This is a genomic window from Micromonospora sp. NPDC049836 (genome assembly GCF_044465125.1).
Lineage (GTDB): Bacteria > Actinomycetota > Actinomycetes > Mycobacteriales > Micromonosporaceae > Micromonospora.
In genome coordinates this window covers 373,372-393,924 of the sequence record NZ_JBITLH010000002.1, presented here as the reverse complement: position 1 = coordinate 393,924, position 20,553 = coordinate 373,372, and the positions used below count along the sequence as shown (strand labels likewise).

Below are 20,553 nucleotides of genomic sequence, written 5' to 3'. Positions count from 1 at the left end.
TGCCCGTAGGGGCAGCGCCGGTGCCGGGGTGGGCACCCGGGTCACTCGGCGTTGGCGGCCACGTCGGCGAGGAAGGCCGACCAGGCCGGCTCCGCCGCCGGCGCGGACGGCGGGTCCAGCTCGCGCAGCCAGCCGGGCAGCTTGTCCGGCAGCCGGTCGGCCAGCTCGCGGCGGCTGCGGCGACGGACCTCGCCGGCCACCGCGGCCAGCAGCCGGACGAACGCCTCGAGGCTGCTCGCCATGGGGCGGGAGCCGAAGGAGCGGTGCACCTGCCGCACCGCGCCGGTCCGCCCGTCCACGGCCAGCATGGCCTGGCCGGCGTTGCCCAGCAGGTAGAGGTCGTCGACGCCGTCGGGGACCGGCTCCTCGAGGGCCCGGTAGACCTGGCCGACCGTCCGGATCCGTTCCGGCAGGTCGAAGTCGATCTCCAGCACCTCCAGGAACGACTCGGGGATGCCCACCTCGCTGAGCGTCCGCCGGGTGTCCGGGTCGGTGATCCCGGCGGGTACCACGTCCTCCGGGACGGTCACGATCTCGTCGTCGGGGAACCAGCTCTCCAACTCGCGGCGCTTCAACACCTAGCCCTTCCTCACCTTCAGCTTCTCGTCGACCTCGTCGAGCGCCGCCTTGAGCCGGGTGTTGCGGCGTTCCAGGATGGTGCGCTGCTCGGCGGTCCCCCGGCCCCGGACGTCGTCCTCGTCGAGCACGTCCACCTCGATGCCCGCGTCGCGCAGGATCGCGACGCCGGCCTTGCCCGCGTTGTACGTGCCGGACACCTCGGTGACCCGTTCCGACCGGTTGCCGAAGACCGACATCCGCCCCCACAGCCGACCGAGCCGGTTGGTGCCCTTGAGCTGTCCCTGCTCCACGAAGAGCCGGATCAGCTCGCCGTGGTCGTCCATGTTCGACTTGGGCACCTCCTGGGCGCCCTTGTAGAGCGAGGCGAACTTCATCGCCACCCGCACCGAGGAGGCCGACCCGCGCAGCTCCCGGGTGAACCGGGCGATGTAGCTGGCGCAGTTGATGCAGCTGCTCTTGCTGACGTTCATCAGCATGCGGACGTGTTCGAAGAGCGGGATGTCGGTCCGCCGCCGGCGGGCCGCCAGGGCGGCGACGATCTCGTTGCGCCGCCGCTCCCAGCTGCCGTGGAAGTGGTTGGCCACCTGCTCCTCGGCGTGCGCGCCCTGCTGGCTGTCGGTGAGCGCCAGTTCCCGCTGGCTGGCGCCGCTGCTCAGGATCGCGGTGAGTTCGGCGGGGGAGTCGGCGCTGAAGCTGCCGCTGGCCGCGGTGGTGCTGGAGGCGAAGCTCGTCGCGGTCACCTGCTCCACCCGCAGTTCCTCCGGCGGCACCGGGACGTCCACCGACGCCTTCTTCTGCGACCGGGTGGTCGGGTTGACGCTGGCCTCGACGGTGAACTCGTGGTTGCCCAGCGGCACCACCTCGAGCCGCTTGACCCCTCGGCCCTGCCACCGGGTGTAGACCGCGTCGAGGGCGCCCGGGACCTGGCTGACCGGCACCTGGGTGATCGCCCGGTACCCGTCGTCGGCGGCCTGCCGCGCGACGCGTTCCTTCTCCCGCGCGGTGGTCGGCTCACCCCCGGCCGCCCGGCCACCCCGGCGGGCGCGCAGCTTCGCCCAGAGCTTCTTGCCCAGCCCGACGATCTTCCCGACCACCCAGTCGACGGCCTTCATCACCGGCCGGCTGAGCGCCTGGAAGAACTTCTTGACCTTCTCGGCGATCCCGCCGATGCCGAGGATCGCCGCGAGCGCCCCGATCAGCACCGGCACCGAGCGGGCCAGCGCCTTCTCGATCAGCGCCGGCACCCCGCCCGCGCCGCCACCGGCGATCGCGACGATCGCGTCGAGGACGGAGTTGACGAACTCGAGGATCTGCGCGCCCTGGTTGACGATGAACGAGACGAAGTCGATGATCATTTTGACCGCGCGGACGAACGCGGACGCCGGGTTGAGCAGCGAGATGATCCAGGTGATGCCGGCCATCAGGATGGTCGGGATCAAGTACTCGCTGATTTTCGAGAAGAGGTTGGCCTTGAGGTCGCCGACCTTCTCCTGGATCTCCTCCCACAGCCCGCCGAGGCCCTGCGCCTGCACCTTCTGCACCAGCGGCACGGACTGCTCGACGGCACCCATCGCCGGCTCGGGCACGCCCTTCTGCACGATCCGGCCGCGGATGGTGGCCCAGGTGAGGCCGAGCAGCGAGCCGATCATCATGACGATGCCGCGCAGGTCGAACTTCGCGGGCAGTTCCAGCCCGGCCCCGGACATCGCGCCGGTGAGCCAACCGACCAGGCCCTTCTTCAGGTGCTCGCCGATGTTGGCCAGGAACCCACGCAGGCCCGCACCGACGGCGCTGACCAGGTTGCCGAGGAACCCGATCGGATCCTTGATGATGGCCATGACCGCCTGGGCGGCCTTGGCCAGCACGCCCAGCAGCATGTCCTTGAGCTGGAGGATCGTCTTGATCACTCCGGCCACGGCGTCGACCGCCTTGGCGACCAGGCCCTTGTTCTTCTCCTTCTCGGCGGCGATCTCCTCGTCGACCGCGGAGAGCGCCTCGTTGTACTTCGTGGCGAGGGTCTGCACCAGCTCGGTGCCCTTGTTGTTCACCGATTCGGTGAGATCGTCGAACTTGCCAGCGAACTCCCCGGCCGCCTCCTGACCGATCGCCCGCAGGTCGGCCGGGAGCTTCTTCACCTCGGCCTGCAACTGCTGCCGGCCGGCCGCGATGCGCTGCTTGGCCCGGGTCAGCTCCGCCCCGATCAGGTCCGCGACGCCGGAGATCACCTGCTGCATCCGGTCGACGTAGCCCTTGCGGGCGGTGACGAAGATCTGGTTGGCCTCCTCGGGCAGGCCGGCGAACTTGTCCTTCAGCCACCGGCCCTTGCCCAGCAGGCCGGAGTACCGCTTGTCCTTGTACTCGTCCATCCGCCGCTGGTGCTCGGCGGTGAACGCGTCCCGCGCCGCCTTCTCGCCCGCGGTGAACTTCTCGTCGACCTTCTTGTCCAGGCCGGAGAGGATGTCCTCGACGTCTTTCTTCGTGGCGTCGAAGACCTTCTGCAGGGTGGCCGTCACCGCGGCCCGCCGGGCCTCGTCGGCGGACTTCGCCTGCTCCTTGCCCGCCCCGACGGACTGTCCCGCCTTCCCGCGCTGGGAGGCGAGCGCGGTCATCGCGGCCGCGCCGGCCGCGCCGGCCGCCGCCTTCGCCCCGTTCAGCGTCTGCGCCTCGGCGGCGCGTACCTGCCCCGGCGCGGTCGCGGCGTGCTGTTCGACCGCGCTCTTCTCCTTCAGCGCCCCGGTGAACTCCGGCTCGTTCGAGCGGGCCAGCTGCTCCTCCGTGACCTGGGCGTCGGCCATCTGCTGGTCGACCTGCTTCGGCCCGGCCGAGAAGTCCGTCGCCTCCGGCGGCGCCTTGTCCGGTACGGCCTTCGCCGGGTCCGGCGTGCCGGGCGTGCCGGGCGGCTTGTCGGCGGTCAGCGGGGTGACCGGCTTCTCGACCGCCTTCGAGGTGTCCGGGGGCGCCTTGGTGGTGGTCTCGATGGGACCGGCCGACGCCTTCTTGCCGTCGGTGACCTGGCCCTGCACCTGCCCCTTGACCGCCTCGGCCTTCCCCGACCCGCCGAACTTGTCGGCCTCGTCGAGGTTCTTCGGCGCCTGGGCCGCGATGGCCTCGTTGACCGCCCGGACGAAGGCCGCCTTGTCGAACTCGCCCGGCTTCGCGGCGTTCATCTTCTCCGCGTTGGCCGCCTTGCCCTGGGCCTCCCTGTCGTCCTGCGGGGGCTTCGCCGCGCCCTGCGCCTTCGCCGCCTCCGATCGGGCCGGCGGGTGGGCGGCGAGCAGCTTCTGCTTGCCCCGCACGTCGGCCTTCAGCGCCGCGAACTTCGGATCCGCCGCCGGCCCCGGCCGCTGCACCGCGCCGGCGTCCGTGGCCAGCCGCTGCACCGGCGCCGGGCCGGTTTCGGTGGCGACCCGCTGCGCCGGGGCCGTCGGTCCGCCGAGCGCCGGTCCGGCGGCCAGGGTCGGGTCGGTCTCGGTGGCCAGCCGCTGCACGGGGGCCGACGGGCCGTACAGGTCCGGTCCGGCGGGGACGGTGACCGGCGCGGAGGTGGGGCCGGCGCTGGTCGGCCCGCTCGCCGCGACGGTCGGGACGGCGGAGCGCTGCACGGACCCGGCGGCGGCGCGGCCGGCGCCGGACGCGGGCCGCTTCGCGGCGGGGGTACGCGGGGCGGCGGCGCGCCGCTGGGCGACCAGCGCCGCCACGGCCCGGTTGCCGGCCCCCGCCTGCAACCGCTGCACGGCGGCGCGGCTCAGTGGTCGCTCGGCCGGCTCGCGTACGCCGGTGGCGGCTTCGGCGTCGGCGGCCGCGCGTGGCGGGGCGGGCGCCGCGCGGTGCGGGGTCCCGCCCCGCTCCTCGGCCGGTGCCTTCACCTCACACCTCCCGGTCGGGGCGGGTCCACCAGTGGCCCAACGATTCGCCGACGCCCAGGTCGCTGGTCGGCCGCTACTGCTCGGCGGTCTCCTCTTCCTCCCCGCCGGCCTCCTGCCGCTGCACGTACGTCTGGGCCGACTCGTCCTCCTCGGACATCTCCTCGGCGCGCTGCACCGGCGGGTGGTCGGGCCCGTCGTGGTCGACCGCGCGCTGCACGGCCGGCGCCGGCGCGGCGGCGGCCGGGGCGGCCGTGGCCGGGCTGGCCGCCGCTGCCGGGGCGGCCGTGGGCGGAGCGGACATCAGCCGGTCGGCGGTGGCGACCGCCTCCCGCTCGAACCGGTCGGACGGGTCACTGACCTTCACCCCGCCGCCGGTGTCGGTGCCGTCCACCGGGCCGCTGCGCTGCTGCACCACGTGCGTCAGCTCGTGGGCGAGCACGTGCTGCCCGGCCGGGGAGGCCGGGTCGTAGCCGCCGCGCTGGAAGACGATGTTGGAGCCCACCGTGTAGGCCTGCGCGTTGACCGCGCGCGCCGAGTCGTGCGCGGCCTGGTCGGTGTGCACCCGGACGTCGCCGAAGTCCTGCCCGCCGAAGCGGGCCTCCATGTCCGCCCGGACCTCGGGGGCCAGCGGCGTGCCGCCGCCGGAGGTGACCACGTCGTGCACGGGTGAGCGCGGCGCGGCCGGCTCCAGCAGCTCACCGACGGCCTGGTTGCCGACGGCCCGCTGCAGGCCGAGCAGGCCGGGTGCGCCGAGCACGTCGGGGCGGCCGGCCGCGGCGGCCGCGTACATCAGGGACTCGCTGTCCCGCTCGGGACCGGTCGGCCGGTCACCGGCCGGGCGTACCGCCCCCTCGGAGTCGAACTCACGGTGTCCGCGCATGGTCTACCCCCTCGGGCCGGGCCTGCTTCGACCGTGCACCCCGCTCGCCCGACCGGCCAGCGCCGGCCGACCCGCCGTGAGGGCAACGCCGGTTGCCCGAAAGGGCACCGGGACGGCTCAGCCCACGGCGAGCGGGAGCCACCGGCCGAACTCGCTCTCCAGGGTCAGCCGGCCGAGCTTGCGGTACTCCCGCCCGACCGCGCCGATCAGCTCCGCCATCCCGACCGGCCGCCCGGCCCCGGCGGCCAGATAACCGGCGGTCACCGCCGCCGACCGGATGTGCCCGCCGGCCAGCTCGAACGCGCCGGCCAGGAAGTCCAGGTCCAGGTCGGGGGCGCGCGGCGCCCGCTCGCCCAGGCAGCGGTCCCAGAGCGCCCGCCGGGCCGCCTCGTCGGGCACCGGGAAGTCCACCACCACGTCCAGCCGCCGGGTGAACGCCTCGTCGAGGTTGGCCCGCAGGTTGGTGGCGAGCACCGCCAACCCGTCGAAGGTCTCCATCCGCTGCAACAGGTACGCGCTCTCGATGTTGGCGTACCGGTCGTGCGCGTCGCGCACCTCGGAGCGCTTGCCGAAGATCGCGTCGGCCTCGTCGAAGAGCAGCACGCCGTTCACCCCGGCCGCCTCGGCGAAGATCCGCTCCAGGTTCTTCTCGGTCTCCCCGACGTACTTGTCCACCACGGTGGCCAGGTTCACCGTGTACAGGTCCAGCCCCAGGCTGGCGGCCACCACCTCGGCCGACATGGTCTTGCCGGTGCCGGAATCCCCGGCGAACAGCGCGGTCACCCCGTGCCCGCGCCCGCCGCCGGGGCGCATCCGCCACTCGCGCAGCACCCGGTCCCGGTGCCGGGCCCGCCCCGCCAGCTCACGCAGCAGCGACAGCGTCGGGGCCGGCAGCACCAGGTCCGCCCAACCGACCTCCGGGACGATCCGCCGGGCCAGCCGTTCCAGACCGGCCGCGTTCTGGGTACGCGCCCCGGCGCGCAGGTGCGCCTCGCCGACCGGTTCGCCGGCCGCCGTGGCGAGCTGCACCGCCACCGTGGCGGCCCGCCGGATCGCCGGGGCGCCCAGCACGAACTGCGCGGTGGCGCCGGCCGGGTCCAGCCCGTCGGCCAGCCCGTCGGGCAGGGCGGCCCGCCACACCGCGGCCCGCTCGTCGGCGGTCAACGGCGCCACCTCCACCTGCAACGGCGCCAGCGCCGTCCAGGCCGGGTCCCACGGCTGCGCCCCGTACGCCAGCACCGGCGCGCCGGCCGCGGTCAGCCGGGACCAGACCGCCCACGGCTCGTCGCCCTGCACCGGCCCCACCACCAGACCCGCCCCGGTGAGCACGGCCTCCCGGACCAGGGCGGTGGCCAGCTCCGCCGGCTGCGGGTCGGCGGCCAACCGGGGCAGGTCCACGACGATCGCCCGATGCCCGGCACCGTCGAGGGCGGCCACCGCCAGCGCGGTCGCGCTGCCGCCCGGCCGCTCCCGCAGGTACGCCAGGCGGGCCCCGGCCCGGTCCAGCGCCCGGCCGAGCGGCGCCGCGCCGGGCGGGAGCGGACCGGCCGGGGTGGCCGGTTCGGCCAGGCCGACCAGCAGGGGCTCGGGGGCGTCCGCGCCGAGCAGCCAGCCGCCCACCCGGTCCGGCACCCACAGCCCGCGGCTGAGCACCGGCCGGTCGGGGGAGTCCACCCGCAGCAGCGCCAGGTCGACCAGCGGCGCGCCGGCGGCGAGCCGGAGCCGGGCCGGCGCGGCCGACTCGGGCAGCCCGCACAGCCGCAGCGCCAGCCCGACCGAGGGGCGGCGGCGGGTCACGTCGTCGTTGAGGTAGCCGTAGAACTGCTCGAACCGGCTGTCCACGTCGGGCGCGAGCGCCACCAGCAGCAGCGCCTCGTCCAGCGGGGTGAGCCCGGCCGCGGCGGCCAGCGCGGCCAGCCGGTCGTCCCCCGGCGCCGCCGTCCGGTCGCCGGCCGGCCACGGCTCGAACGGGTCGCGGGCCGCGGCCAGCGCCGCGTCCACCGCCTCGTCGGAGAGGTAGAGCCCACGGAACGGGTCGTCCGGCTGCGGATCGCTCTCCCGGCGGCGGGCCACCGCGGCGCGTACCGCCCGCTCCAGGTGTTGCAGCCGGCGCAGCAGCGCCGCCGCGTGGCCGGCCACGGTCAGCCGCCGGCGCGGGCCGGGCGGTGCCGCACCCGGTCGCCGGTGCCGTCGATGGTCCGGTCCGCGACGTCGGCCACCACGCCCTCGCGGGCCGGCGGCCCGACCGGCACCTCCCGGCCGCTGTCCACGGGCGTGCTGACCACCAGGTCCAGGGAGGGTTTCAGCTCGCCGCCCAGCGCCGTCCAGACGTCGGCGAAGGCACGGTCCTCCGGCGGCGGCAGCGCGACCGTCATCGGCACCGGCATCCCGGTCGTGGCCACCGAGCCGGTCAGCACGGTCGGCGGTACGGCGTCGAAGCGCAGGAAGCACAGCAGCAGCGCGGAGAGCAGCCGGTGCTCGTCCTCCGGTCGCTGCGTCCAGGCGGTGACCAGGTAGGAGAGTTTGATGTACCGGGGCGGGGCGATCCGCCGGACCACCTGGCCGCGCTCGTCGTACTCGTTGATCAGGCCGCGCGAGCGGCGGCGCAGGTCCTCGCGGATGTCGTAGAGGTAGAGGTTGACGGTGGGCGCGTTGCGCCGGGCCGCCCACTCCTTCGTCGGCGCCTCCAGCACGATGTCCACGCTGGAGCTCGGCAGCGCCTCCTCGCGGACCAGCCGGCGCAGCGCGTCGTCGATCTCGTGGATCACCGGTCACCCCCGGCCGCTGAAGACCGGCGGGCCGAGGTCGCGCGGCACCACCAGGAAGGGCTCGGGCGCGCGTACCGGGGCGAAGGGCCGGCCCGCGACCCGGCCGGCGGTCAGGTCCCGCAGGCCGAGGGTGTCCTTGCGCAACACCAGCACCGGGGTACGGAAGCTGCCGTCCGCGCCGACGGTCACCGTGTCCGGGGTGGTGGTGATGCCCGGCGTCCAGCTCAGCCGCACCCGTGCGCCGGGCGGGAAGTCGGCGCCGATCGCGGTGGTGACGAAGCCGGGCGGGCCGATCGCCGGGTCGAGCCGGACCCGGGGCGCCAGCACCCGGACCGGCGCCTGCGCGACCCGGCTGGCCGGCACCTGCCGGACGGTGGCGGTGAGCCGCCCGGTGACCGTGGCGGTGACCGCCGCCCGGGCCGGCAGCAGCACGGTGACCACCTGCTGGGCGCCGGGACCGAGCGTGCCGAGCCGGCAGAGCCGGAGGCCGGCGTCGCACCGCGGGTCGGCGGTGGTCAGGGGCAGCAGCGGGGCCGGCGGGGCGACGTCCAGCCAGACGTTGTCGGCCGGCAGCCGGGTGGCGTTGCGCACCGTGAAGGTGACCGGCAGCGGGTCGCCGCCGAGGTAGCCGGGCAGGCCGCCGACGGAGACCGCGAGGCTCAGGTCGGGCACCGGCAGCCGCTGGAAGGCCGGTTGGCTGCCCACCGCGCGGATCACCGGGGTGGCCGGGCCGCCGCGCCCGGGCAGCACCACGATGTCGGTCGGCTCGGCGGCCCGCAGACCGGGCGACTCGGGGCGGCTCAGCGCCACCGCGATCCGCCGCCCGTCCGGTGACCAGGCCGGGTCCGCCACCGTACGGCCGGCCCGGTCCGCGGCGGCGAGCGGATGCCGCGCGTCGGCGCCCTCCGGCGTCACCACGCACAGGTCGAAGGCGCTGTCGGCGAAGGCGACCGCGGCGCCGTCGGGCGACCAGGCCGGAGCCCGGTCCGCCGAGCGGCTCGGGCAGGCCGGACCCACCCGCGCGCTGAGGTCCCGCTGGTCGGTGACGGTCAGCGTGCCGCCGGGACCGGCGTCGAGGCCGGCCAGCCAGATCCGGCTGCCCTGGGTCGCCGGCTCGGCGACCACGACCAGCGCCGTGTCGGACCCGGTCCGGCCGGCGCCGTCGGTCGCCGTGCAGGTCACCACGGTCTGCCCGACCGGGAACAGGGATCCGGAGGCCGGCACGCAGCGCACCGGCAACGGCCGGCCGGTGGCGTCCACGGCCGAGGCCTGGTAGCTCACCCGGGCGCCGTCCGGTCCGGCCGGCGCCACCCGTACGTCGTCGACGCGGACCAGCGGCAGGCCGGGTGGGACCACCCGCACCACCAGCTCCTGCACCGCGTCCGCGCCGGCCTCCGGCGGGTCGAGGTCGAAGCGCACGGTGCAGCGCAGCACGGTGCCGGGGACCGCGCCCGGTGCGAGCGTGACGGTCTCCCGGAAGACCGCCGGCTGCCCGGCGGGGACCCGCGCGGGATCCGGGTCGAACCCGACGGAGAGCCCGTCCGCGCAGGTGGCGGCCGGCCGGACGGTGACCGTGAGCTCGCGGATGGCGCGCTGCACCGCGTCGATCATCCCGCCCGGGTCGCTGTCGTCGGTGAGCCGGCCGCCGGTGGCCGCGGTGATCCGCCCGGCCGCCCCGTCGTAGTTCAGGCCGCGCTCGAAGTCGGCCCCGACGATCGGTACGCCGATCAGCGCGATGCCGGCGGCCTGCAACTCCCGGGTCAGGTCGGCCTCGGCGATGCTGCCCTCCTCGGGCGGCGGCACGGTCTTGTCCACGCTGTCGGTGTCGCTGATCAGGACCACCACCCGGCTGCTGTCCGGGCGGAAGCCGATCCGGTCGTTGCGGGCCAGCTGCCGCAGCGCGTAGAACCAGTTCTCCACGCCGTACGGGCTCTGCGCGGTGAGCCCGTCGACGGCCCGGCGCACGGCCGCGTCGTCGGCGGTCACCGGCTGGCGGGGGAAGTACATCAGCGGGTCGTGGCCGCCCTCGCCGTCGACCCCGCTGAACGTGGCGAGCCCGAACCGGGCCTCCGGCTGGCTGCTCCGGACGTTCTCGATCACCTCGGGCAGCCGGGCCCGGAGCTGCTGGATGACGCTCGAGCCACCCTCGCCGGGCTGGGCCATCGAGGCGGTGTCGTCGACCAGGAAGACGATGTCCGGCCGGGGCGGGATCTCCGGGGTACGCACCGACTGGGTCACCGTGAAGGTGCTCCCCGGCAGCGCCGGCCGGTCCACGACCGGGGTCTCCAGGTCGCTGTCGCGCGTCGTGGCGTACCGGGCGAAGGCGAGCTGCCGGCCGTCCGGCGACCAGGCCGGCTCGGCGTCGCTGCCGCGCAGGTAGCCGGGCATCGGCACCTCGGCGAGCAGGCGCGCGTCGGCGACCGCGACGACCAGGATCCGGGACGGCTCGTCGCTGTCGGCCGGTTGGCGGCTGAAAGCTATCGCGTCGCCCGCCGGGGACCAGGCCGGATCGGTGTCGCGGTCGCCGTCGGCGGTGCCCGGCGGGGCGAGCACCTGCGGGTCGGCGCCGGTGGCGTCGGCCACCACGATGCGGGCGCCGCCGTCGGCCCGGTCGGCGCTGTAGGCCAGCCGGGTGCCGTCCGGGCTGAACGCCGGCCCGGTCTCGTTCCGCCCGGGCCGGGCGGTGTGGTCCCGGCGGTCGCCGCCGGTGGCGTCGGCGCTCCACACGTCGGTGCTGTCGGCCTCGTCGGTGCCGGTCCAGAGCAGGTCGGCGCCGCGCCAGGCCGGGTCGTGCTGCGGCAGCGGTCCGGTGGCGACCGGGGTGACCCGGCCGTCCCGGAGCAGGTACACGTCGCCGGCCGGGTCGTCGCGGGTGGTGGTGAAGGCGAGCCGGGCGCCGTCGCCGGACCAGGCCGGCTCGGCGGCGTCGCCGGGGCCGGGCACCGCGCGGCTCACCGGCCCGCCGGTGGGTGCCACCGTGGCCACGGTACGGACGTCGGGGGTGCCGGCCGGGGCGAACCGGTTGGTGGTGAGGGCGATCCGCCGGCCGTCCGGTGACCAGGCGGGTTGCCCGTCGGCGGCCGGCCCGTCGGTGATCCGGACCGGGGCGCCGCCGGCGGCGGGGACCACCCAGATGTCGCCGGCGAGGTCGGCGCGGGTGCTGGCGAACGCGATCCGGCCGCCGTCGGGGGACCAGGTCGGCCAGCTGTCCTCGGCCGGGTGGTCGGTGAGCCGGCGCAGCCCGGTGCCGTCGACACCGATCACCCAGATGTCGGCGTTGCCGGCCCGGTCGCTGGTGAAGGCGACCCGTCGGCCGTCGGGGGAGAGCACCGGCTGCCCGACCGTGCCCGCCCCGCCGACCAGCCGGGCCGGTGCCGCACCCGGCCGGCGCAGGTAGAGCGCACCGTTCCGGTCGGCGCTCCCGTCGGCCGCCCGCCGGCCCACCCAGACCAGCCGGCCGGCCCGGGCGTCGGCGTCCTGCTCGGCGTCGCCCCGCTCGGCGCCGGTGAGCAGCGGCCGGGCCGGGCCGGTGCCGCCGCCGGCGACCAGCAGGGTCGGGCGTTCGGGGCTGGTGTAGCCCAGGCGGTATCCGGCGTCGGCGGCCGGCGGCGGGGCCGGCGCGGGCGGCCCCGGCGGCTCCGGCGCCGCGGCCACGGCCGGCCCGGCCAGCAGGCCGAGCACCACGACTACCCAGCGGCGGCTGCCCCAGCGCACGACACCTCCCGTGGTCACACGTGTCGCCACCACCGTGGCGGGCGGGCGGCGGTGGGGTGGTGCCGGTCGGTGCCGGCCTGGGGGCAGCGCGGGCTGCCCGAACGGGCAGCCCGGCTCAGATCAGGCCGTTGCGCAGCGCGTACGCCACCGCGTGGCAGCGGTTGCGCAGGTGCAGCCGGTTCGTCACGTCGTGCAGGATGTTCTTGATGGTCCGTTGCGAGTAGGACAGCCGGCTGGCGATCTCGGCGGTGTCGAACCCGTCGGCGACCAGCCGCAACACCTCCACCTCCCGCTCGGCCAGCCCGGAGAAGGTCAACCCGCGCGGCCCCAGCACCTCCCGCTGCAACGCCCCGACCTGCTGCAACAACCGGCCGAGCAGGTCCGGCGGCACGGCGCCCTCGCCGGCCGCGGCGGACCGGATCACCGCGACCAGCCGGTCCGCGCTCGCCTCCGACCGGCGCACGATCCCGGCCACCCCGTGCTCCACCGCGGCGACCAGACCGGCGTCGTCGGCCTGCGTCACCACCAGCACCAGGGCCGACCGGGACCGGCTGCGCAGCGCGCGCAGGGTGCGCAGGGTCGGCTCATCGATGCTGTCGCTGACGATCACCGCGACGGCCGCCTGGTCCGCTTCGGACTCGTCGAGCAGCAGCACCTCCGGGCGGGGCCGGAGCTGGCTGACCACGCCGGCCCGGGAGATCACATCGGTGGAGTAGAGGTGGATCGGTAGACGGCGCATCGGCTCCCCCAGCAGCGCTCGGTCGGACGGATGTCGCGCCGAGTATCGCCGCCGGCACCAATCGTGCAGTCAACGTGGGCTCAACGGCCCTCCCGGGTTGCCCGAAGGTCTTCCTCTACGCCTGATTGAACCGGGCCGGACGCTCCTAGAGTCGCGGCCATGACCACGGACGCCAACCTGGACGCCGACCTCGTCGAGGTCAGCCCGGGCAGCGCGGCGAGCTGCCGGCTCGACATCCGCAACGCCGGGCCGATCGTGGAGTCGTACGTGATCGAGGTGCTCGGCGAGCCGGCCGGCTGGACCACGGTCGAGCCGTCGACCGTCGCGGTCTACCCCGGCGCCACCGAGTCGGTCGCCGTCCGGTTCCACCCACCCCGTGCCCCGCAGGTGGTGGCGGGCGAGCGTCCGTTCGCCGTGCGGGTGAGCCCGACCGAGACCCCGGACGCGCAGGTCGTCCCGGAGGGCGTCGTGCGGGTCCTGCCCTTCGCCGAACTCGCGCCGGAGATCCTGCCCCGCACCTCCCGGGGCCGGCGCGGCGGCCGGCACGAGCTCTCCGTGGCCAACCTGGGCAACGTGCCGCTCGGGCTGGCGCTCACCGGCAGCGACCCGGACAACCGGCTCGCCGTCGCGATCCGTCCGGCGCAGCTCACCGTGGCCCCCGGCGAGGCCGCCTTCGTGCAGGTGCGCGCCCGCACCCGCCGGCTGCTCTGGCGCGGCCACCCGGTCACCCTCCCGTTCCAGGTCGGGGTCGCCTCCGACGAGACGCCGCCGGCCACGCTGGACGCCGCGACCGTGCAGGAGCCGGTCCTGCCCCGGGGCCTGCCCCGGGTGCTGGCGGCGTTGCTGGTGCTGGCCCTGCTCGGCGCGGGCCTCTGGTACGCGCTGTTGCGCCCGACCGTCAAGTCGCTGGCCGAGGAGGCCGCCCAGGAGCAGGTCGCCCCGGTGGCGCAGCAGGCCAGTGCCGCCGACAACCGCGCCCAGCAGGCGGACAGCAAGGCTCAGCAGGCGGTCGACGCGGTGGCTCCGGGGGCGCGCCCGTCGCTGCCCGCGCCGAGCAATCCGGCCCGGCCGCCCTCGCCGAGCCCCAGCGCCCGCGCCGGCGTGCCGGCCATCCCGGACGGCGGTGAGTCGTTCAGCCGGCGACTCGCGGTCACGACCGGCACCGGCAGCTCCCGCACCGACCGCTACACGGTGGCGTCCCGGCGGGTGTTCGTGCTCACCGACATCTTCCTGCAGAACCCGCAGGGCGACGAGGGACGCCTCGATCTCGTGGTGGACGGCACGACCGTGCTGACCGTGGCCCTGAACAACTTCCGCGACCTGGACTACCACATGGTCTCGCCGATCGAGGTGCCCGCGGGCCGGGTGATCAGCCTGCGGGCGACCTGCCGGCGCGCCGGCACGGCCCTGGACGGCGCCGGGGGCGGCGGCGGCCAGTGCCGCGACTTCGCCCTGCTCAACGGCTACACCCGCAGCGCCGCCCCGGCGACCTGACCGGGCGCCCCGGCGGCCGGGCGAGGGCCTCCCCGTCCGGCGCGACCCGAACGTCACGAGGGCGGATCCCGCGTACCCCGGCCGGGGGTTTCCGGGCCCCGGTAACTACCGTCGGGGCGTGGACACCGATGTGATCGTGGTGGGGGCGGGCCTCGCGGGCCTGGTCGCCGCCGCCGAGGCCGCCGACGCCGGCCGCCGGGTGCTGCTGCTGGACCAGGAGCCCGAGCAGAACCTCGGCGGCCAGGCGTGGTGGTCGTTCGGCGGGCTCTTCCTGGTCGACTCGCCCGAGCAGCGGCGGATGGGCATCCGGGACTCGGTCGAGCTGGCCTGGCAGGACTGGACCGGCAGCGCCGCGTTCGACCGCCCGGAGGACCACTGGCCGCGCCGGTGGGCCGAGGCGTACGTGCACTTCGCGGCCGGGGAGAAGCGGTCCTGGCTGCGCGCGCAGGGCCTCCGCGTCTTCCCCGTGGTCAGCTGGGCCGAGCGGGGCGGCGGGGCGGCGCACGGGCACGGCAACTCGGTGCCCCGGTTCCACGTGACGTGGGGGACCGGGCCGGGTGTGGTCGAGCCGTTCGCCCGCCGGGTGCGCGCCGCCGTCGAGCAGGGCCGGATCCGGCTGCTCTTCCGGCACCGGGTCGACGAGCTGGTCACCAGCGGCGGCGTGGTAACCGGCGTGCGGGGCGCGCTGCTCGCGCCCGACGACGCGCCCCGGGGCCGGCCCACCTCGCGCACCGTGGTGGGCGACTTCGGGTACGCCGCCCAGGCGGTGATCATCACCTCGGGCGGGATCGGCGGCGACCACGACCTGGTCCGGCGGGCCTGGCCGGCCCGGCTGGGCACCCCGCCGGAGCGGATGGTCACCGGGGTGCCGGCGTACGTCGACGGCCGGATGCTGGCCATCACCGAGGCCGCCGGCGGTCGGGTCATCAATCCCGACCGGATGTGGCATTACACCGAAGGGCTGCGCAACTGGGACCCGGTCTGGCCCGGCCACGGCATCCGGATCCTCCCCGGCCCGTCCTCGCTGTGGCTCGACGCGACGGGCCGGCGGCTGCCGGCGCCACTCTTCCCCGGCTTCGACACCCTCGCCACGCTGCGCCACCTGCGGGCCACCGGGCATGACTACAGCTGGTTCCTGCTCACCCAGAAGATCCTGGAGAAGGAGTTCGCGCTCTCCGGCTCCGAGCAGAACCCCGACCTGACCGACCGCAGCGTCCGGCAGGTGCTGCAGCGGGTCCGCCCCGGCGCGCCGGGGCCGGTGGAGGCGTTCAAGCGGCACGGCGCCGACTTCGTGGTCGCCGACCGCCTGCCGGAGCTGGTCGACGGGATGAACAAGCTGGCCGCCGCGACGGGCGGCCCGCAGCTCGACGCCGCCGCGCTGTGCCGGCTCGTGGAGGCCCGGGACCGGGAACTCGCCAATCCGTTCGGCAAGGACGCGCAGCTGCAGGCCATCCGCGGCGCCCGGCGCTACCGGGGGGACCGGCTGATCCGGGTGGCCACCCCGCACCGGTTGCTCGACCCGGCGGCCGGCCCGCTGATCGCCGTCCAACTGCACGTGCTCACCCGCAAGACCCTCGGCGGGCTGCACACCGACCTGTCCGGCCGGGTGCTGGGCGCGGACGGCGAACCGCTCGGCGGGGTGTACGCCGCCGGCGAGGTCGCCGGGTTCGGCGGCGGCGGGATGCACGGGTACAACGCGCTGGAGGGCACCTTCCTCGGTGGGTGCCTCTTCTCCGGGCGTACCGCCGGGCGGGCCGCCGCAGCCGAGGTCGCCTGAGCCTGCCGCGGACCGGCCCTCCGGGCGTACCGCCGGGCGGGCCGCCGCGGCCGACGTCGCCTGAGCCCGCCGCGGACCTACCTCCGGGCAGGACCGACCGACCGTGACCGACGAACCATGACCGACCGACCACGACCGACGGACCGCCCCACCCGGGCCGGCGGCTCCGGTCAGGACGGGCCCGAGGAGGCCGCGCCGAGCCGGTACGGCAGGTCGGCCCGGCGGCGGACCCGCAGCTTGCGGTAGACCCGGGTGAGGTGCTGTTCGACGGTGCTGATGGTGACGGAGAGCTGGTCGGCGATCTCCCGGTTGGTGAGGCCCTGGGCGGCGAGGGTGGCGACCCGGCGTTCCGCCTCGCTGAGCGCGGCGACCTGCTCGGCGTCGACCCGCAGCGCGGCGCCGCCGCCGTCGTCGTGGGTCCGCCGCCCGGAGCCGGGGAAGCCGCCCTGCTCGGCGACCTGACGCGCCCGGCGGGTGGACATCCGGCCCTGGATGGTGTTGCCGACCGCCTGGTGCGCCGCCGCCTCGTCGTTGAGCGCCCGCACCAGGGCGAGCCGGTCCCCGGCCGCCTCCAGGATGTCCACCGCCTCGCGTAGCAGCGGCAGCCGCTCGGGCAGCGGGCTGACGGCCGCCGCGACCAGCAGGGTGAGCCCGCGGCTGCGGCTGCGCCGGTCGCCGACCATCCGCATCTGCTCCTCGGCGAGCCGGGCGGCCTCCGTGGCCCGGCCCAACGCCAGGTAGACCCGGGCCGCCTCGGTGCGCCAGGGGACCAGCGCGGGCAGGTCGACCTCCCAGGCCCGCATCAGCTCGCCGCAGGTGTGGAAGTCGACCAGCGCGGCCTCCGGGCGTTGGGTGGCGGCGTAGTAGCGGCCCCGGGCGTGCAGGAAGTGCAGGCCGAACGGAGTCTGGAAGGTCGCCGGTGGAACCGGCTGGTTGACCAGTTGAGCGGCCTCGTCCAGGCGGCCGGTGGAGACCAGGGTCAACACCCGGGTGGCGACCGGGCCGCCGATCGCCACCCCCCAGCCGTCCCGGCCGACCAGCGTCAGCGCCCGCTCGGACTCGGCGGCGGCGACCCGCAGGTCGCCCTCCCGGCGGGCCGCCTCGCCGTGCAGCGCCGCCAGGATCGCCTGCCAGGTCGGCGGGAGCGCCGCGCCCCGTCCACCGACCAGCCGGGCGGCCCACCGTGCCGCCCGGTCGGCCCGGTCGTCGCAGATCAGCGCGATGAGCGCCGCGGTCAGGTCCACCGGGTTGAGCTGGTCGTGCCGGCGTTCCAGCAGCTGTTCGAGTTGCCGGTGCCGGCCGCTCACCCCGTCGACGGCGGCGAAGAGCAACTCGGCCGCCCCGCCGTCCGGAGTGGCCTGCGGCGGCGATCCGCAGGCGTCGCCGAGCAGTCGACGCAGCCGCCGCCCGACCGCCGGGTACGCGTACGCGAGCAGGTTGCGGGCGCGCGACAGCAGGCGGGTGGTGCGCGGGTCGTCGGCGGTGAACCGGGCGTGCCGAAGCACCTCCATGGCCTCGTCCACCCGACCGTGCCAGAGCAGCTGTTGGGCGGTGGTCACCCCGGCTTTCGCCTCGAACCCGACCTCCGGGGCCACCGCGACCAGCGCGGCCAGGTGCCGGGCGGCCAGTGACGGGTCGAGCTGCCATTCGACGCTGCTCAGCATCACCTTGAGCGTGGTCCGGTCGGCCGCCTCGGTGGCGCCGGTGTGGGCCAGCTCCAGCAGGTCGAGCGCGCGGTGCAGCTCGCCGTCCGCCACCGCCTGCCGGGCGGCCCGCCGGAGCACCGGCACCGCCCAGCTCTCCGGCGGTGTGCCGGCGGCGACGAGCTGCCGGGCCACCTCGGCCGGGTCGGCGCCCTCCCGGTGCAGCAGCTCGGCGGCGCGCCGGTGCTGTTCCGGCCCCTCCTCGGCGATGAGGTGACGCAGCACCGCCTCGCGGGCGGCCGGGTGGCGGAAGCGGCCCTCCCGCAGCAGCCCGGACGCGGTGAGCAGGTCCAGCGCGGAGCGTGCCGCCGCGGCGTCGACGTCCGCGAGCCAGCCCAGGGTGGTCGGCCGGCTCGCGTCACCCAGCACGGCGAGCGCTCGCGCCACCCGCAGCGTGGCCGGCGTGCCCCGGTAGAGGCAGTCGAGCAGGGCCTCGGTGAAGGCGTCCCCGATGACGACCGACCCGGGTCGGCCGTCCCGGCTGTTGCGGGTGTCCTCCACGAGCGCCTTGACCAGCAGGGGATTGCCTCCGCTCACCGCGTGGTGCGCGGTGGCCAGGGCCGCGTCGAGCAGCCCGTCGGTGTGCTGGGCCAGCAGCATGGCGACCCCGTCGGCGGAGAGCAGTTCCAGCGGCAACAGCAGCCGGCGGGGCGCGTCGATCAGCGCCGCGTACGCGGCGTCGGCGCCGGGCGAGGCGGCGAGGAAGAGCAGGATCGGCTTGTCGGTGATCCGCCGGCCCAGCTCGACCAGGCAGTGCACGGAGGCGAGGTCGGCCTGGTCGACGTCGTCGACGGCGATCACCAGCGGGTTGGCGCGCGCGGCGCGCAGCACCTCGGCGCAGACCCGGTCGACCAGCGACGGGTCGGCCCGGTCCGGCGACCCGTCGATGGTGCCGAGCGCGACGGTGCCAAGAGCGACGGTGCCGAGCGCGATGGTGCCGTCGAGGAAGCGGGCGGCGGAGGCGAGCGCCGGCTCCTCGGCGCCACCGGCGAGCAGTTGCCGGATGACGCCGTAGGGCAGCCCGGCCTCGCGCCGTGACCCGGTGGCGAGCAGCAGGGTGGCGCCGGCGTCCCGGGACTCGGCGGCCAACGCGGACAGCAGCGCCGTCTTGCCGGTGGCGGCCGCGCCCACCGCCACCACCTGCCGGCCCTGGCCGGACAGCGTGTCCCGCAGCGCCGTCCGCAGCCGCGACAGCACCGCATCCCGTTCCACCAGCCCCACGGCAGCCCCCCAGGTTGCGCTCAGGCGGGGGGAACGGTTCCGCCGACACGGGTGCTCCGCCGCCGAGAGGCGGCCCCCGGAAGGCGTTATTCACCTCCCCACTGCGGCGCAATTCCGGACGTTATGAAGCGGTCCGCAGGTCGGTGAATGCAACCGAACTGCGGGCGGCAAAACAATTCCTCCCCAGGACGATCATTCTGCCACCGTGCCAGTGGGTGGGCAACCGACGTCGGATTGTTGTCGATGCACGGAATGCGGTCGACAAATGAACGAGGTGACCTTTCCGTCGACAGCGGACACGTCGCATTTCTCGGTCTTGGGTGTGGTGCCCGGTCGGGATCGATCCCGCTCACCGGGTGCGGCGTGCGCGACACCGCGCCGGGTCGGGATCAGTCCCGCTCGCCGGGGGCGGCGTGCGCGACACCGCGCCGGGCCGTGGCCGCGGCCAGGGACCGGCGCAGCGCCCCCAGCAGCACCGGGGCCGACTCCCGCAGGAAGAAGTGCCCGCCGGGGACCGGCTGCAGCTCGAACCCGCCCGTCGTGTGCCCGGCCCACGGCGCGGCCTCGGCGGGCGTCATCAACGGATCCCGGTCGCCGACGAACGCCGCGATCGGCGTCGGCAGTGGCGCGTCCGGGACGTGCCGGTAGCTGTGGCACACCCGCAGGTCGTCACGGAGCAGGTCGATCGCGGCGTCGCGCCATTCCGGGTAGTCGAGCAGCATTTCCGACATGCCGCCGATGCGGACCAGCAGCGCGGCGAGATCGTCGGCCGCCATCCCGGGCACGTCGGTCAGCAGTCCCGGGCGTTCCGGGGCCGGATAGGCGCCGACCGCGAGCAGCGTCGGCAGCGCGGCCCCCCGGTCGCGCAGCCGGCGGGCCACGGCGTACGCCAGCAGCGCGCCCATGCTGTGCCCGTAGAAGGCGAACGGCGGGCGGAAGTGGTCCCCGAGTTCCCGCACCAGGTCATCGGCCAGCCCGGACATGTCGGTGGCCCGGGGCTCGGACAGCCGGCCCTCCCGGCCCGGCAACTGCACGGGCAGCACCTCCGCCCGCGGCCCGAGCCCGCGCTGCCAGGTGCCGAACGCGGCCGCCGAGCCGCCGGCATGGTGGAAGCAGAACAGCCGCAGCCCGTCGGTGGCGGCCGGGGCGCGCAGCAGGTACGGGGTCAGCATGCTCGCTCCGTTCCGCCCCGGGGGCGCGGACGCGCCCCGCCCGAGGCCCACGACGTATCGAGGTCGGTCACCGGACCGCCTCCTTCCCTGTCGATCGGGGTCGACCCGGCGATGGTGGCCCGGCCCGCCAAAGCCGCCCCAAACGGGGCCGGCGGGATCCAGTCTGGACGGTCGGCGCGAGTACCGCGCTGGGTGTCCGGCCGGCTACTTTCCGGTAGTCAGTGCTGGTTGACGAGCCCACAAATTCGCCATAGGCTGACCGCATGGCGGCAATTCGTACGTTCGGCCCTTAGTACGTCGGCCAAACTATGAATTCACGGTCTTCGTCCGCAGTAGACCCCGAGGCGCGGCAAATGGGGCGGCCTCGCCCTCGGGACCACCATCGCGGTGGTGGAATGGTCGGCTGACGGCGCGCTTGCCCGTACCGACCTGGCGGGGAAGGCTCCGACCGCGATTCGCGCGGTCGGTAGGAATTCCCCGCCCGCTGACCCCGCCGGCCCTCCCACGCACACGCGGCGGGAGGTCCTGCACGCCCCGGACCGGCGCGCCGGTCACCACGATCGCCGCGGACCGGTCGACGCTGCCCGGCCGGCGGGCGGGTGGCCGCGCGGGAACAGGGGAGGACTGGCATGGCCGACAT

At 75.8% G+C, this 20,553-nt stretch carries 11 protein-coding genes; 2 read left to right on the top strand and 9 right to left on the bottom strand.

Annotated elements, in window-relative coordinates; translation table 11 throughout:
* Positions 1–41: 41 nt before the first annotated feature.
* From ACIBPB_RS05795 to ACIBPB_RS05765, 7 genes are all read right to left on the bottom strand, one after another.
* Complete coding sequence (locus tag ACIBPB_RS05795) at positions 42–578, bottom strand: SUKH-4 family immunity protein (protein WP_357313301.1); 537 nt, start codon at positions 576–578, stop codon at positions 42–44.
* Positions 579–4,445, bottom strand: a complete 3,867-nt coding sequence (locus tag ACIBPB_RS05790; RefSeq protein WP_396838405.1) for a hypothetical protein — start codon at positions 4,443–4,445, stop codon at positions 579–581.
* Between the two features lie 73 nt (positions 4,446–4,518).
* Complete coding sequence (locus ACIBPB_RS05785) at positions 4,519–5,325, bottom strand: DUF4157 domain-containing protein (RefSeq protein WP_396838404.1); 807 nt, start codon at positions 5,323–5,325, stop codon at positions 4,519–4,521.
* A gap of 117 nt (positions 5,326–5,442) precedes the next feature.
* Entirely contained in the window at positions 5,443–7,464 is a 2,022-nt protein-coding gene (locus ACIBPB_RS05780; protein WP_396838403.1) for an AAA family ATPase, read from the bottom strand.
* Positions 7,465–7,466: 2 nt separating this feature from the next.
* Positions 7,467–8,093 (bottom strand): DUF4255 domain-containing protein, encoded by a 627-nt coding sequence (locus ACIBPB_RS05775; protein WP_396838402.1) that lies wholly within the window; start codon positions 8,091–8,093, stop codon positions 7,467–7,469.
* Positions 8,094–8,096: 3 nt separating this feature from the next.
* Positions 8,097–11,807, bottom strand: coding sequence for a VWA domain-containing protein (locus ACIBPB_RS05770; RefSeq protein ID WP_396838401.1), 3,711 nt, complete (start codon positions 11,805–11,807; stop codon positions 8,097–8,099).
* 115 nt (positions 11,808–11,922) lie between these two features.
* Positions 11,923–12,546, bottom strand: coding sequence for a response regulator transcription factor (locus ACIBPB_RS05765; protein ID WP_046564307.1), 624 nt, complete (start codon positions 12,544–12,546; stop codon positions 11,923–11,925).
* 159 nt (positions 12,547–12,705) lie between these two features.
* Here ACIBPB_RS05765 and ACIBPB_RS05760 point away from each other — a divergent pair, with 159 nt between their 5' ends.
* Positions 12,706–14,040: a hypothetical protein gene (locus ACIBPB_RS05760; RefSeq protein ID WP_396838400.1), complete on the top strand. Its 1,335-nt coding sequence runs from the start codon at positions 12,706–12,708 to the stop codon at positions 14,038–14,040.
* 118 nt (positions 14,041–14,158) lie between these two features.
* Positions 14,159–15,817, top strand: coding sequence for an FAD-binding dehydrogenase (locus ACIBPB_RS05755; protein ID WP_396838399.1), 1,659 nt, complete (start codon positions 14,159–14,161; stop codon positions 15,815–15,817).
* A 170-nt stretch (positions 15,818–15,987) separates the two neighbouring features.
* Here ACIBPB_RS05755 and ACIBPB_RS05750 read toward each other — a convergent pair whose 3' ends face one another.
* Complete coding sequence (locus tag ACIBPB_RS05750) at positions 15,988–18,732, bottom strand: AAA family ATPase (protein WP_396838398.1); 2,745 nt, start codon at positions 18,730–18,732, stop codon at positions 15,988–15,990.
* Positions 18,733–19,130: 398 nt separating this feature from the next.
* Positions 19,131–19,913 (bottom strand): thioesterase II family protein, encoded by a 783-nt coding sequence (locus ACIBPB_RS05745; RefSeq protein ID WP_396838397.1) that lies wholly within the window; start codon positions 19,911–19,913, stop codon positions 19,131–19,133.
* Positions 19,914–20,553 lie beyond the last annotated feature (640 nt).

Bases quoted from the DNA above. Each gene is read 5' to 3' on its own strand.
- ACIBPB_RS05785 (WP_396838404.1), bottom strand. From the start codon at position 5,325: ATGCGCGGACACCGTGAGTTCGACTCCGAGGGGGCGGTACGCCCGGCC.
- ACIBPB_RS05765 (WP_046564307.1), bottom strand. From the start codon at position 12,546: ATGCGCCGTCTACCGATCCACCTCTACTCCACCGATGTGATCTCCCGG.
- ACIBPB_RS05760 (WP_396838400.1), top strand. From the start codon at position 12,706: ATGACCACGGACGCCAACCTGGACGCCGACCTCGTCGAGGTCAGCCCG.
- ACIBPB_RS05745 (WP_396838397.1), bottom strand. From the start codon at position 19,913: ATGCTGACCCCGTACCTGCTGCGCGCCCCGGCCGCCACCGACGGGCTG.